Origin of the sequence: Enterobacter sp. ECC-019 (genome assembly GCF_043974075.1) — a bacterium.
Classification (GTDB): Bacteria; Pseudomonadota; Gammaproteobacteria; order Enterobacterales; family Enterobacteriaceae; genus Enterobacter; species Enterobacter asburiae_D.
The window spans coordinates 4,794,824-4,808,025 of the sequence record NZ_CP143759.1 but is presented as its reverse complement, the minus strand read 5'-3'; the positions used below and the strand labels follow the sequence as shown (position 1 = coordinate 4,808,025).

14 protein-coding genes are annotated in these 13,202 nt (G+C 58.5%); 2 read left to right on the top strand and 12 right to left on the bottom strand.

Annotated features, from left to right (window positions below; genetic code table 11):
* The first annotated feature begins 20 nt into the window (after positions 1 to 20).
* On the top strand, positions 21 to 527 hold the full coding sequence (gene mug / locus V1566_RS22795; protein WP_395304712.1) for a G/U mismatch-specific DNA glycosylase: 507 nt from the start codon (positions 21 to 23) through the stop codon (positions 525 to 527).
* 101 nt (positions 528 to 628) lie between these two features.
* Here mug and rpoD read toward each other — a convergent pair whose 3' ends face one another.
* From rpoD to rpsU, 3 genes are all read right to left on the bottom strand, one after another.
* Positions 629 to 2,476, bottom strand: coding sequence for an RNA polymerase sigma factor RpoD (rpoD, locus tag V1566_RS22790; RefSeq protein ID WP_395304711.1), 1,848 nt, complete (start codon positions 2,474 to 2,476; stop codon positions 629 to 631).
* Between the two features lie 153 nt (positions 2,477 to 2,629).
* Positions 2,630 to 4,375 carry a DNA primase gene (gene dnaG, locus V1566_RS22785; protein WP_023333458.1) on the bottom strand — a complete coding sequence of 582 codons (1,746 nt, stop codon included), beginning with the start codon at positions 4,373 to 4,375 and terminating at the stop codon, positions 2,630 to 2,632.
* 115 nt (positions 4,376 to 4,490) lie between these two features.
* Positions 4,491 to 4,706 (bottom strand): 30S ribosomal protein S21, encoded by a 216-nt coding sequence (gene rpsU / locus V1566_RS22780; RefSeq protein ID WP_001144069.1) that lies wholly within the window; start codon positions 4,704 to 4,706, stop codon positions 4,491 to 4,493.
* Between the two features lie 236 nt (positions 4,707 to 4,942).
* Here rpsU and tsaD point away from each other — a divergent pair, with 236 nt between their 5' ends.
* Positions 4,943 to 5,956: a tRNA (adenosine(37)-N6)-threonylcarbamoyltransferase complex transferase subunit TsaD gene (gene tsaD, locus V1566_RS22775; RefSeq protein WP_032650276.1), complete on the top strand. Its 1,014-nt coding sequence runs from the start codon at positions 4,943 to 4,945 to the stop codon at positions 5,954 to 5,956.
* 71 nt (positions 5,957 to 6,027) lie between these two features.
* Here the strand turns inward: tsaD and ureG are convergent, their stop codons facing one another.
* The 9 genes from ureG to V1566_RS22730 all read right to left on the bottom strand — a co-directional run bounded on the left by ureG (position 6,028) and on the right by V1566_RS22730 (position 13,137).
* Positions 6,028 to 6,645, bottom strand: a complete 618-nt coding sequence (gene ureG, locus V1566_RS22770) for an urease accessory protein UreG (protein WP_157189741.1) — start codon at positions 6,643 to 6,645, stop codon at positions 6,028 to 6,030.
* Between the two features lie 9 nt (positions 6,646 to 6,654).
* The gene (locus V1566_RS22765; protein WP_395304710.1) at positions 6,655 to 7,329 is read right to left on the bottom strand and encodes an urease accessory protein UreF; all 675 of its coding nucleotides are present in this window, start codon (positions 7,327 to 7,329) and stop codon (positions 6,655 to 6,657) included.
* The gene (locus V1566_RS22760) at positions 7,329 to 7,868 is read right to left on the bottom strand and encodes a HupE/UreJ family protein (RefSeq protein WP_395304709.1); all 540 of its coding nucleotides are present in this window, start codon (positions 7,866 to 7,868) and stop codon (positions 7,329 to 7,331) included. The genes V1566_RS22765 and V1566_RS22760 overlap by 1 nt, the downstream gene beginning before the upstream one ends.
* 9 nt (positions 7,869 to 7,877) lie before the next feature.
* The gene (ureE, locus tag V1566_RS22755) at positions 7,878 to 8,336 is read right to left on the bottom strand and encodes an urease accessory protein UreE (protein WP_134348913.1); all 459 of its coding nucleotides are present in this window, start codon (positions 8,334 to 8,336) and stop codon (positions 7,878 to 7,880) included.
* Between the two features lie 9 nt (positions 8,337 to 8,345).
* Positions 8,346 to 10,049, bottom strand: coding sequence for an urease subunit alpha (gene ureC / locus V1566_RS22750; RefSeq protein WP_395304708.1), 1,704 nt, complete (start codon positions 10,047 to 10,049; stop codon positions 8,346 to 8,348).
* Positions 10,042 to 10,356, bottom strand: a complete 315-nt coding sequence (locus tag V1566_RS22745) for an urease subunit beta (protein ID WP_395304707.1) — start codon at positions 10,354 to 10,356, stop codon at positions 10,042 to 10,044. Before V1566_RS22745 ends, ureC begins: the two co-directional genes overlap by 8 nt.
* Before the next feature lie 10 nt (positions 10,357 to 10,366).
* Entirely contained in the window at positions 10,367 to 10,669 is a 303-nt protein-coding gene (locus V1566_RS22740; protein ID WP_006811999.1) for an urease subunit gamma, read from the bottom strand.
* Between the two features lie 10 nt (positions 10,670 to 10,679).
* Complete coding sequence (locus V1566_RS22735; protein WP_395304706.1) at positions 10,680 to 11,507, bottom strand: urease accessory protein UreD; 828 nt, start codon at positions 11,505 to 11,507, stop codon at positions 10,680 to 10,682.
* A 163-nt stretch (positions 11,508 to 11,670) separates the two neighbouring features.
* Positions 11,671 to 13,137, bottom strand: a complete 1,467-nt coding sequence (locus tag V1566_RS22730; RefSeq protein WP_395304705.1) for an MFS transporter — start codon at positions 13,135 to 13,137, stop codon at positions 11,671 to 11,673.
* Between the last annotated feature and the right edge of the window lie 65 nt (positions 13,138 to 13,202).

The following is a 13,202-nucleotide window of genomic DNA, read 5'->3' as shown; positions in this document are numbered from 1 at the left end:
TGTATCAAGCGGGAGTAGAGATGATCAACGATATTCTGGCCCCAGGCCTGCGGGTGGTGTTCTGCGGAATCAACCCGGGTAAGTCCTCGGCGCACACCGGTTTTCACTTCGCCCATCCGGGGAATCGCTTCTGGAAAGTAATCTACCAGGCCGGGTTCACAGACAGGTTACTCAAGCCCGAAGAGGAGCAGCATCTGCTGGACACGCGCTGCGGAATCACCATGCTGGTCGAGCGGCCTACGGTGCAGGCGAGTGAGGTCAACCTGCATGAGCTGCGCAGCGGCGGGCGAGAGCTGGTCAAGAAGATCGAAGACTACCAGCCGGCTGCGCTGGCGATCCTCGGCAAGCAGGCCTACGAGCAGGCGTTTAGCCAGCGTGGAACGAAGTGGGGCAAGCAGAGCATCAGGATTGGCGTTACTCAGGTGTGGGTGCTGCCGAACCCGAGCGGGCTCAACAGAGCAACGCTGGATAAGCTGGTAGAGGCGTATCGGGAGCTGGATGAGGCGCTGATGGTGCGGGGGCTGTAATCCTCTGCGGCCTGATGCCCTCACCCTGGCACTCTCCCGGTGGGTGAGGGAATAAACAAAAAAAAAGCTCCCGATTGGGAGCTTTTTACTGTTTACCTGGATTAATCGTCCAGGAAGCTACGCAGCACTTCAGAACGGCTTGGATGACGCAGCTTACGCAGCGCCTTCGCTTCGATCTGACGGATACGTTCGCGGGTAACGTCGAACTGTTTACCCACTTCTTCCAGCGTGTGGTCGGTGTTCATATCAATACCGAAACGCATACGCAGGACTTTCGCTTCACGGGCGGTCAGGCCAGCCAGAACGTCGTGCGTCGCAGCACGCAGGCTCTCGGTGGTGGCAGAGTCCAGCGGCAGCTCGAGGGTGGTATCCTCGATGAAATCACCCAGATGCGAATCTTCATCGTCACCGATTGGTGTTTCCATGGAGATTGGCTCTTTGGCGATTTTCAGCACTTTACGGATCTTGTCTTCCGGCATCAGCATGCGCTCGGCCAGCTCTTCCGGCGTCGGCTCGCGGCCCATCTCCTGCAGCATCTGGCGGGAAATACGGTTGAGCTTGTTGATGGTCTCAATCATATGCACCGGAATACGGATGGTGCGCGCCTGATCCGCGATAGAGCGGGTAATAGCCTGACGGATCCACCAGGTTGCGTAGGTGGAGAACTTGTAACCACGACGGTATTCAAACTTATCTACCGCTTTCATCAGACCGATGTTGCCTTCCTGAATCAGATCCAGGAACTGCAGACCGCGGTTGGTGTATTTCTTGGCGATAGAGATAACCAGACGCAAGTTCGCTTCAACCATCTCTTTCTTCGCACGGCGGGCTTTCGCTTCACCGATGGACATACGACGGTTGATGTCTTTAACTTGCTCGATGGTCAGGCCGGTCTCTTCTTCAATCTGATGCAGCTTCTGCAGACCACGATAGACATCGTCCTTCACGTCATGCAGTTTTTCAGACCACGGCTTGTTCATCGCGATAGCCGCGTTGAACCAGGTTTCGCTGGTTTCGTTGCCGGTGAAGAGGGTGATGAAGTTCTTCTTCGGCATTTTGCACTGCTCAACGCACAGCTTCATGATGATGCGTTCCTGGGTGCGTACGCGATCCATCATCACGCGCATGCTGTTTACCAGGTAGTCGAACTGTTTTGGCACCAGGCGGAACTGTTTGAATACTTCAGACAGTTTCAGGATCTCTTCCTGAGCGGCGGCATGGCTGCGGCCTTTCGCTTTGATGGTGTCACGCGTCACTTCGTACTGGGTACGCAGCTCGGCAAACTTCTCACGCGCCAGTTCCGGGTCGATGCTGTTGTCATCGTCCGCAGTGTCGTCGTCGCTCTCTTCTTCATCTTCGTCTTCGTCATCATCCATCTCTTCCTGAGACAGTTCAGAACCGACGTGAGTGGCGGTAGGCGCCATATCTTCTTCAGCGTTCGGGTCGACGAAACCGGTGATCAGGTCAGACAGGCGCGCTTCTTCCGCTTCAACGCGATCGTACTGCTCCAGCAGATAGGTGATCGCTTCCGGGTACTCGGCAACGGAGCACTGAACCTGGTTGATCCCGTCTTCGATGCGTTTTGCGATGTCAATTTCGCCTTCGCGGGTCAACAGTTCAACGGTACCCATTTCGCGCATGTACATGCGGACCGGGTCAGTAGTACGCCCGATTTCAGATTCCACGCTGGACAGTACCTGTGCAGCAGCTTCTTCCGCATCTTCGTCAGTGTTGTTGGAGGTTTCAGCCAGCAACAGATCATCGGCATCCGGTGCTTCTTCCATCACCTGAATGCCCATGTCATTGATCATTTGGATGATATCTTCGATTTGATCTGAATCGACGATATCTTCCGGCAGATGGTCATTGACCTCGGCATAGGTCAGATAGCCTTGCTCCTTACCACGTTGGACAAGAAGTTTCAGCTGTGACTGCGGGTTTTGCTCCATAAGACGGTATCCACACTTAATTCGTTTGATTGGTGTCGGCGATGGGGCTGCCAACCTTTAAAGCGAGGGCGTACTTATATTTTTGCCGCTGCCTCTCAGTGCGGCTGCCGGGGGCTTCCCGATCGATATTCGGCACTTAAGCCGTTAAATTTTTTATTTCTTCGCCAGTTCCTGGTTAATCATCCAGAGCTCCCGGCGTTCTTCGCTGCTTAAACCGTGTGTGCGCTCGCGAGCAATTAACTCTTCCTGGCGCAGCTCAAGCATCGAATCAAACATATGGTTGAGTGAGTCGGTGAACGTTTTTTCTGCAATGTCCTTATCTGCTATATCGTCCCACATCGACAATTTTTCAAGGGTAGCGGCCTCTTTTGTGCCGCGATAATGCTCTAAAAGTTGTCCGGTGGTCAGACCTGGCTGAGACAAACACGTGTTGACCAGTTCTGAAAATAAGCCAAGCCCGGGCAATTTTTCGTGGTTTAAACCCGCCAGCGACGGCACCTGCGGCGCGAGCTCGGGGTTTTGTACCAGCAACCCTATCAGTATACGCATGGTTGTGCGTTTTAGCTGAGGCGCGGGGCGAACCGCACCGTTTTCAGCCTGTTTAGGCATTAAACGTTCAAGCTGGCTGTCATCCAGAATGCCGAGCTTGTTGCCTAATTCCTGACGCAGATAGATGCGCAGCGTTTCGCCGGGCACCTGGCTGATTAACGGCAGCGCCAGCGTACTGAGCTGCGCGCGCCCGTCAGGGGTACTCAAATCGACCTGCGGCATCAGGCTGTTAAACAAAAACGTGGAGAGCGGCTGAGCCTGCTCCATCCGCGCTTCAAACGCCGCTTTGCCCTCTTTACGCACCAGCGTATCCGGGTCTTCGCCGTCGGGCAGAAACATAAAGCGTAGCTGACGCCCGTCGGTCATATACGGCAGCGCGGTTTCCAGCGCACGCCAGGCGGCGTCGCGTCCTGCGCGGTCACCGTCATAACAGCAGATGACGTTGTTGGTCACCCTGAACAGCAGTTGAATATGATCGGCGGTGGTGGACGTGCCTAACGACGCAACCGCGTAGTTGATGTCGTACTGCGCCAGTGCCACGACGTCCATATAGCCTTCGACGACCAGAAGACGCGGAGGTTCCGCATTATTCTGTTGCGCCTCATAAAGACCGTACAGCTGGCGGCCCTTATGGAAAATATCGGTTTCCGGGGAGTTGAGGTATTTCGGCAGGGCATCACCCAGCACGCGACCACCAAAACCAATTACCCGGCCACGCTTGTCGCGGATCGGGAACATGACCCGTTCGCGGAAGCGGTCGTAGCTTCGTCCCTGGTCGTTGGTGACCAGCATGCCTGCATCGATGAGAGACTTACGATCTTCGCTATTGCCGCCAAAACGCTTTAACACGTTGTCCCAGCCGGGCGGGGCGTAACCAATAGCGAAACGCGCAATGACATCGTCGCTCAGTCCGCGCTTGTTCAGATACTGACGCGCAGGCTCAGCCGCAGAATGCTTAAGAGACTGTTGGTAAAACGAATTCAGGCCATCCATCAGTTGATACAGCGTTTGCCGTTGATGGCGCTCGATCTGACTTGGCCCACTGCCTGCTTCATACGGCACTTCAAGGTTATGCATCGCTGCCAGCTCTTCGACGGTTTCAACGAACTCGAGCTTGTCGTAGTTCATCAAAAAATCGACGGCATTACCGTGTGCGCCACAGCCGAAGCAATGGTAGAACTGCTTTTCACCGTTTACGGTGAAGGAGGGGGTTTTTTCATTATGGAACGGACAGCACGCATGGTAGTTCTTGCCCTGCTTTTTTAGCTTTACCCGCGCGTCGATGAGATCGACGATGTCGGTTCTGGCAAGCAGGTCATTGATGAAAACGCGTGGGATTCTTCCGGCCATATGCCCCGTTATTTTTAGTGACTCATAAACGAAAACAAGCCGCGCATTCCTTCCGGAAGCACGGCCTTACGACTATTACTCTGTCTGTCAATTGAGGGCTTTGGCCCTCAACCAATTAGTACAGACGAGTACGGCGTGCGTTTTCGCGAGCCAGTTTCTTCGCGTGACGTTTCACAGCGGAAGCTTTAGCGCGCTTACGTTCTGTCGTTGGTTTTTCATAAAACTCACGACGACGAACTTCAGCCAGAACACCTGCTTTCTCGCATGAACGTTTGAAGCGACGCAGTGCTACGTCGAACGGCTCGTTTTCACGTACTTTAATTACCGGCATGTAACTCTCACCTTTAATAAATTCGGTTTGCCGCTGGCATCAACGCCAGCTTATTTCAAAATGGTGCGGAATTTTACTGCAAATGCTGCTGCTTTGTAAAGCACCGATGCGATTTTGAAAGGGACTTTAATAAGGGTGAGGAGTATACACGAGCCTTCTTCCTGGGGCGAACAAAGTTTTACATCAACCCGCCCAGGCTCTACACTGCGCGGTATTGAAACGAGGTAAAACAAGTCATGCGTGTACTGGGTATTGAAACATCCTGCGATGAAACCGGCATCGCCATTTACGACGACGAAAAAGGGCTTCTGGCCAACCAGCTGTATAGTCAGGTGAAATTGCACGCTGACTACGGCGGCGTCGTGCCTGAACTGGCCTCTCGTGACCACGTGCGTAAAACGGTTCCCCTGATTCAGGCGGCGCTGAAAGAAGCGGGATTAACGGCAAAAGAGATTGATGCAGTGGCGTATACCGCAGGCCCGGGCCTGGTCGGTGCGCTGCTGGTTGGCGCAACGGTTGGCCGTTCGCTGGCGTTCGCGTGGGATGTGCCGGCGATCCCGGTTCACCATATGGAAGGGCACCTTCTGGCGCCGATGCTGGAAGAGAATCCGCCTGAATTTCCGTTTGTGGCGCTGCTGGTCTCCGGCGGTCATACGCAGCTGATTAGCGTAACGGGCATTGGCAAGTACGAGCTGCTGGGCGAGTCGATCGACGATGCCGCCGGTGAAGCGTTCGATAAAACCGCCAAGCTACTGGGGCTGGATTACCCGGGTGGCCCGATGCTCTCCAAAATGGCGTCGCAGGGGACGGAAGGGCGCTTTGTCTTCCCGCGCCCGATGACCGACCGTCCGGGGCTGGACTTTAGCTTCTCCGGGCTGAAAACCTTCGCGGCGAACACGATCCGCAATAACGATGACAGCGAGCAGACTCGCGCCGATATTGCGCGCGCGTTTGAAGATGCGGTGGTGGATACGCTGATGATCAAGTGCAAGCGCGCGCTGGATCAGACCGGCTTTAAGCGTCTGGTGATGGCCGGCGGCGTGAGCGCTAACCGCACGCTGCGCGCGAAGCTTGCCGAGATGATGCAAAAGCGTCGCGGGGAAGTGTTCTATGCCCGCCCGGAATTCTGTACCGATAACGGCGCGATGATTGCTTACGCCGGAATGGTGCGCCTGAATGCGGGCGCAACGTCCGACCTGAGCGTGTCCGTGCGTCCGCGCTGGCCGCTGGCGGAACTGCCGGAAGCGTGAGTTTTTTTGCCCGGTGGCGCTGGCTTACCGGGCCTACAGCATCCACGTGTGCCAACGGGCAATAAACCGCACTACACCCGCAGCATCCCTTTCTCTTCCAGAAACGCAATAATCGTCGCTAAACCGTCACCCGCCTTCAGGTTGGTAAACGTCCACGGACGATCGCCGCGCATGCGATTGGTATCGCGCTCCATTACCTCCAGCGATGCCCCCACGTACGGCGCGAGATCGGTTTTGTTGATCACCAGAAAATCGGATTTGGTGATCCCCGGCCCGCCCTTGCGCGGGATCTTCTCGCCTTCGGCCACGTCGATGACGTAGATCGTCAGATCCGCCAGCTCCGGGCTGAAGGTGGCGCTCAGGTTATCGCCGCCGCTTTCAACGAAGATCAGATCCAGATTGCCGAACTTCTCGCTTAACGCTTCCACCGCCGCCAGGTTCATTGAGGCATCTTCGCGAATGGCGGTATGCGGGCAGCCGCCCGTCTCCACGCCGACGATGCGCTCCGGCGCCAGCGCGCCCGCTTCGGTCAGGATGCGCTGATCCTCTTTGGTGTAGATATCGTTGGTCACCACCGCGAGATGGTAGGTATCGCGCATCGCCTTGCAGAGCGCTTCCAGCAGTGCGGTTTTGCCCGATCCTACCGGGCCGCCCACGCCCACGCGCAGGGGATGTTTGTAATCAGCCATGTTGACTCCTCAGGAACGGAATAGTCGTGAATATTGGGTTTCGTGGCGCGCGGAGGCGATGGCGGACAGCGGCGTTGCTGCCCCCAGCGCGTCGTCGCTACGTAAAAATGCCTGTTCAAAACCAGCGGCGTAGTGGTCGCTCAGTTCGATAATCAGCTGCTGCGCAGCCTGCTGCCCAAACGGTACCAGCTTGACGCCCGCCATGACCGCGCTCTCCATCCAGCTGTAGCCGAGGCTCAGCGCCAGCTCGCGCACGCTAATGCCCCAGCGCACGCCGAGCCAGGCCATGCCGCAGAGCTGGCTCTGCATAAACAGCGGCAGCCATTCGGGCGGACAGTCAGGTTCCCAGCTCTTAATCAGTCGCGTAAAGGCCGCCCCGCGGTTGCGCTCTTCTTCGCGCAGCTCGCGCGTTTCCCGGCAGGCGAGAAGGTATGCCGTCCAGCGTTTTGCATTTGTAAGATCGCGTTGCTCGCAGGCCTGATAAAGACGGACAAACAGCGGCAGATCGACGCAGAAAAAGCTCTGCTCCATCTGCTGGATTTGCCAGCATTTGAACGCGTCGGCATCCGTGACCCAGCCCGCCTCAACGGCCCACTCAAGCCCCTGCGACCAGGTAAACGACCCGACCGGCAGGCTGCTGCTGGAGAGCTGCATCAGGCGCAGCCTCTGGCGGGCGTGCTCCATCAGCTCATCAGCGCCAGCAGGGCGGAGACAATCAGCCCGCCGCCGAAGGTTTTACGCAGGCCGTCGTGACGGCGCAGCAGCAGCCCCACGGCAAAGCTGGCGCACAGCACCGTGGCGCTGGCGAGCATAAAACCGCTGGTGAAGAGCCAGAAGCTGTGTCCGGACATCTCCACGCCGTGCGCCCAGCCGTGGAACATCGCCAGGGCAGGTACCGCCAGCAGCAGACGGTTTTCAGTTTTAAACATCATCACGCCGGATACCGCCAGCGAGGCGATAATCAGCATCTCCATGCCGCTGAAGCCGCCGAGCAGGCTGCCCGCAATGGCACCGACAAGCATCATCCCGAGGGTGGCAAACGGCAGCAGGAGTTTGCGACCGCTCAGCGCCGAGAGCACGCCTGCGCCCGCCAGCATCAGCAGGTGATCGAGCCCGGTCAGCGGATGGAGAAAACCGGCCTGAAAGCTGTCGGTACCGTGGCCGGGATGCGCGAGCGCGGGAACGGAAAAAGCCAGCAGTAACAGCGGTAAATACTTGCGCATGATGGATCCTTAATGTGAATGAGCGTGAGAATGGCTGTGGGCATCGCTGGTGTAAGCGCCCGCTTCCGGTTCAAACGGCAGGCTGGCGTAGGCCACTTCCAGCCCGAACTGGCGCAGCATGTCGTCGAGAACGTGGTCGTGGTGATAGCGCAGCTCGCCGGGCATGATCTGCAGCGGCACGTGGCGGTTGCCCAGGTGGTAGCAGGCGCGGGCGAGCAGGAACGGATCGGCGCAGCGCACCACGGAAACCGACTCCGGAGCGGCGATCACTTCAATCACTTCGCTGCCGTCGTCGGTAGTCAGCAGGTCGCCCCCGCGCAGCAGCAGGCCGCGCGGCAGCATCAGCCCGGCTTCGCGGCCGTCGTTCAGCGATACGCGGGCGCGGCTTTTCACCCGCACGTCAATCGGCAGCGTGACGCTGGCGGTAATCGGATGCGCATGGTCCAGGCGTTGGGTTAAATAGATCATCATCACTCCTCAAAACAGGAAATAGCGTTGCGCCATCGGCAGAACGTCAGCCGGTTCGCTGTTTATCAATTGACCGTCGACGCGCACCTCGTAGGTTTGTGAGTCGACGGTGATATTCGGCTGCAGGCCGTTGTGGATCATGTCCGCTTTTTTGACCGTCCGGCAGCCTTTCACCACCGCGGTGGCGCTCTGCAGGTTGAGCTGCTGCGAGATGCCTTTCGCACTGGCGGCCTGTGAGATAAACGTCAGGCGCGTGGCGTGGCGCGCGGCGCCCAGCGATCCAAACATCGGGCGGTAATGCACCGGCTGCGGCGTGGGGATCGAGGCGTTGATATCGCCCATCGGCGCACAGGCGATCATCCCGCCCTTGACGATGGTGGCGGGCTTGACGCCGAAGAACGCCGGGGACCAGACCACGAGATCCGCCAGCTTGCCCGCCTCAATCGAACCGACTTCGTGGGCGACGCCGTGGGTGAGCGCAGGGTTAATGGTGTATTTGGCGACATAGCGCTTCACGCGGAAGTTGTCGTTATCGCCGGTCTCTTCCGGTAGCGCGCCGCGCTGGACCTTCATGCGGTGCGCGACCTGCCAGGTGCGGATAATCACTTCCCCGACGCGGCCCATGGCTTGCGAGTCTGATGACGTGAGCGAGAACGCGCCGATGTCGTGCAGCACGTCTTCCGCGGCGATGGTTTCACGACGAATGCGGGATTCGGCAAACGCCACGTCCTCGGCGATATCCGGATCGAGGTGATGGCAAACCATCAGCATGTCGAGATGCTCGTCGATGGTATTCACCGTGTAGGGCAGCGTCGGGTTGGTGGAGGAGGGCAGAATATTCGGGTGCGCGCAGGCGGTGATGATATCCGGCGCGTGGCCGCCGCCCGCGCCTTCGGTGTGGAAGGTGTGGATGGTGCGCCCGGCGATAGCCGCCAGCGTGTCTTCGACAAACCCGGACTCGTTCAGCGTGTCGCTGTGCAGCGCCACCTGAATATCCATCTCGTCAGCGACCTCCAGCGAGCAGTTAATTGCCGCAGGCGTTGCGCCCCAGTCTTCGTGGATCTTCAGCCCGATGGCACCGGCGGCAATCTGCTCGCGCAGGGCGTCCGGGTTGGAGCCGTTACCTTTGCCGAGCAGGCCGATATTCACCGGCAGCGTATCGGCAGCCTGAAGCATACGGGCGATATACCACGGCCCCGGCGTGCAGGTGGTGGCGTTGGTGCCCGCCGCCGGTCCGGTGCCGCCACCGATCATGGTGGTGACGCCGGAAACCAGCGCCTCTTCCGCCTGCTGCGGGCAGATCCAGTGGATGTGGGTGTCGATCCCACCAGCGGTGACGATCTTCCCCTCGGCGGCAATCACCTCCGTTGCCGCGCCAATCGGGATCGTCACGCCGGGCTGAATGTCCGGATTTCCGGCTTTGCCGATGGCGAAGATCCGCCCGTTCTTGACGCCGATATCGGCTTTTACGATCCCCCAATGATCGACGATCAGCGCGTTGGTGAGAACCAGATCCACGCAGCCGTCAGCGGTCATCTGCCCCTGTCCCATGCCGTCGCGGATCACCTTTCCGCCGCCGAACTTAACCTCTTCGCCGTAGACCGTGAGATCGTCTTCCACTTCAATCCACAGCTCGCTGTCGGCCAGCCGCACTTTATCCCCGATTGTGGGGCCGAACATATCGGCATACGCCCGGCGTGAAATGTCAGCCATGTTTCACCTCTCCCATCACCTCGCCGCGAAAGCCGAAAATGCGCTGCGCTCCGGTGACCTGAACGAGCGTCACTTCCCGCTTCTGGCCGGGTTCAAAACGCACGGCAGTGCCCGCCGGGATATTCAGTCGGTAGCCTTTGGTAGCTTCCCGATCGAACTTCAGCGCCGGGTTGACCTCGTAAAAGTGGTAGTGCGATCCGACCTGGATCGGCCTGTCGCCGTGGTTTTCGACAACCACGCGTTGGGTTTCACGCCCGACGTTGAGAGCAATATTTCCGGGCAGGATCCGGTATTCGCCTGGGATCATTACGCGCTCCTTAGACGATCGGGTTATGGACGGTGACGAGCTTCGATCCGTCCGGGAAGGTGGCTTCGACCTGAATATCCGGGATCATCTCCGGGACACCCTCCATTACCTGGTCGCGCCTCAGGACGTGGCGGCCCGCCTCCATTAGCGAGGCGACGGTTTCGCCATCGCGCGCGCCTTCCATAATGAAGGCGCTGATCAGCGCAACCGATTCCGGATAATTGAGTTTTACCCCGCGCGCAAGGCGGCGTTCGGCAACCAGCGCGGCGGTGAACAGCAACAGCTTGTCTTTTTCTCTGGGGGTCAGTTCCATAACGTTTCTCTTATGTCTGCCAGATACGCGGCGAACAGGCGGGTTTAGTGGTGAGAAGCGGGCGAAGCGACTGCCAGATATCGCGCATCACCCGCTGGCAAATCAGGTTGTCGTGGGAGAGAAAACGCACCGACAGCAGGCCATCGGTGAGCGTTGCCCCGGCAAACGTCTTCAGCGGTGCGAGCCGTTCGCGCGCCGCGTCGAGATGTTCTTCCCGGGCTGGGTAGAACAGCAGCGTGCCGATCCACGGATGCCCGGCGACGGGCGTGAGATCGCCGTCGCTAAGATGCTGGCGCTCAATCAGGCGCGGCTCATCATCTACCCACACCTCAAGGCGGCTCTCCAGGATGCCGTGGCTGAAGGTCTCACCGATCACCGGGCGACCCAGGCAGTACAACTCCCACGCCAGCAGCGTGCTGGAGGCCTTCAGGTGGAAGACGGAGCGCAGCGCGGCATTCGCGCCGGGAAAAATAATGGTGTCCTGCGGCAGCCACTCCAGGGTGGAATCTTCATCAAGATAAAAATGCTGGCTCAGACGGGCCAGCGGGCCGCTGCTGCGATAGAACTTGCTGGCGCCGGGCATGGTGATAAGCACATGGCTTTTGGTGTCCAGCCGAACGGAAATGTCCAGCGTATCGCCGCCCACAATCCCGCCGGGCGGGTGGAGCAGGTAAAGGTGGCAGGTTTCCCCTTCGGGATAAAACGGACGCTGAACGGTAAGCGGCCCGACGTGGTGGGCGGAGTGCAGGAGGGTTTTCTCAGGGGTGTGACAAAACTGCAGGGCAAGCGATGCCTGCCAGCCTTTATACGTATTATCAGTGACCTGAGCTGCTAACATACTGCATCCATTTCCACACCATCGGGATACGTTTCAGTATGCCCTGGAGGAAATGAAGCCTGTCATATGAGTCGCTTATGGATGGTCTGTAATGTAGGCCGGGTAAGCGCAGCGCCACCCGGCAAGAAAGGCGATGACATTATTAATGACGGGGTTTGCGGGATTACCGGTAATCCTCCGCATCCACATCATACCCGGAAGGTTCCCAGCGGATCGCCAGCAGCGATGCCAGGCCGATAAACGGTGCCAGCGCAATTACCCAGAACACGGCGGTATCCAGCGAGGCGACCAGCAGCGGGAACAGGAACAGCGACATCGTCGAGCTGCTTCTCATCAGCGTCTGATTGAGACCCACGCCCACACCGCGCAGCGAGGTCGGGTAGCTCAGCGAGGCAAACGTCATGGTGTGCGCGCCCGGGCCGAAGCCCTGACCGAACAGGAATAGCGCCAGCATCGCGACGGCGAGCACCCCTTCAGAGGCGCCTTCAGGGCGGCCAATCAGCGCCAGGCCCAGCAGCGCGACAAGCTGACAGGCATAACCCGCCAGCGACATCCGCCAGGCGCCGAAGCGCGGTACGTAGCGTACCGCCAGCAGTCCGCCGACGAAGGCAAACAGCAGGTTAAGCACCAGAGAAATGAGAATGGTGGTGAGCATCGACTGAACAAAGAAACTGGAGATGATCACCGGCAGACCAAACGCCACGGCGTTATAGGCAAACGAGGAGACGACGGAAAGCAGCGTGGCGAGCGTCGTGCGGCGTAAGTAGATGCCCCGGAACAGGTTCAGATAGTTTGACCATTTCGCTTTATTCACGACAGGGGCTGGCTGGCTGAGCGCATCCTGCGGCACGTGGGCATTGATGTTATACGACTGGCGTAAAATGGACGCGGCCTCTTTCAGGTTGCCCTGATTCGCCGCCCAGACCGGAGATTCGCTCATATAGCGGCTGCGGATGGCGATAATCACCAGCGCGGGCACTGCACCAAAGCCGAGAATCAAACGCCAGAGCCAGTCGCTGTGGCTTTCCGGCAGCACGGCGTAGAAGAAAAGCACCAGCAGGTAGGAGATGCTGATGGCGGCATACCAGGTGGGGCACCACATCGCGACGCTGGAAGCCTTATTTCCGGGCCCTTTCAGCCTGGCGAACTCGCTTAAAAACGCCATCGCCACGGGAAGGTCGATCCCGACCCCCAGCCCCATCACAAAGCGGGCGCCCGCGAGCACATATTCGTTCGGGGCCAGTGCGCAGGCGATAGCGGCTACAACGAAGAACACCATGTCAGCCATAAAAACGCGGTAGCGCCCGATTTTATCCGTTAGGTAACCGCCGAGCAGCGCCCCGACAATGGCACCAAAGGTAATCGCCGAGGCTACCATACCGGTACCGGCGGGCGTCAGGTTAAATTCGCGGGTGATGTCTTTAATGCCGAATGCCAGCGCGCCCAGATCGTAGGCATCAAGGAAAATGCCGCCCAGCGCGATACCGACCACGATACGGGCATTTGCCCGGCCCTGAGAACCGTCATTAACGAGGCGTGATACATCCGAAGCGCTGCGCACCCACTGGATGTCGCCATCAGGAGGAATACCTGCCGGTGAAAGGGGAGTTGTTTCTGTGATTTCAGCCATTTTCTTCTTATGTGGTTGTGTTGTGTCTTTAACAGTTACCACAGGCAGAAGGTGACCAAAATCAC

Excerpts from the sequence above, each read along its gene's own strand:
- mug (WP_395304712.1), top strand. The coding sequence starts at position 21 with ATGATCAACGATATTCTGGCCCCAGGCCTGCGGGTGGTGTTCTGCGGA.
- rpoD (WP_395304711.1), bottom strand. The coding sequence starts at position 2,476 with ATGGAGCAAAACCCGCAGTCACAGCTGAAACTTCTTGTCCAACGTGGT.
- dnaG (WP_023333458.1), bottom strand. The coding sequence starts at position 4,375 with ATGGCCGGAAGAATCCCACGCGTTTTCATCAATGACCTGCTTGCCAGA.
- rpsU (WP_001144069.1), bottom strand. The coding sequence starts at position 4,706 with ATGCCGGTAATTAAAGTACGTGAAAACGAGCCGTTCGACGTAGCACTG.
- tsaD (WP_032650276.1), top strand. The coding sequence starts at position 4,943 with ATGCGTGTACTGGGTATTGAAACATCCTGCGATGAAACCGGCATCGCC.
- ureG (WP_157189741.1), bottom strand. The coding sequence starts at position 6,645 with ATGGCTGATTACAAACATCCCCTGCGCGTGGGCGTGGGCGGCCCGGTA.
- V1566_RS22765 (WP_395304710.1), bottom strand. The coding sequence starts at position 7,329 with ATGGAGCACGCCCGCCAGAGGCTGCGCCTGATGCAGCTCTCCAGCAGC.
- V1566_RS22760 (WP_395304709.1), bottom strand. The coding sequence starts at position 7,868 with ATGCGCAAGTATTTACCGCTGTTACTGCTGGCTTTTTCCGTTCCCGCG.
- ureE (WP_134348913.1), bottom strand. The coding sequence starts at position 8,336 with ATGATCTATTTAACCCAACGCCTGGACCATGCGCATCCGATTACCGCC.
- ureC (WP_395304708.1), bottom strand. The coding sequence starts at position 10,049 with ATGGCTGACATTTCACGCCGGGCGTATGCCGATATGTTCGGCCCCACA.
- V1566_RS22745 (WP_395304707.1), bottom strand. The coding sequence starts at position 10,356 with ATGATCCCAGGCGAATACCGGATCCTGCCCGGAAATATTGCTCTCAAC.
- V1566_RS22740 (WP_006811999.1), bottom strand. The coding sequence starts at position 10,669 with ATGGAACTGACCCCCAGAGAAAAAGACAAGCTGTTGCTGTTCACCGCC.
- V1566_RS22735 (WP_395304706.1), bottom strand. The coding sequence starts at position 11,507 with ATGTTAGCAGCTCAGGTCACTGATAATACGTATAAAGGCTGGCAGGCA.
- V1566_RS22730 (WP_395304705.1), bottom strand. The coding sequence starts at position 13,137 with ATGGCTGAAATCACAGAAACAACTCCCCTTTCACCGGCAGGTATTCCT.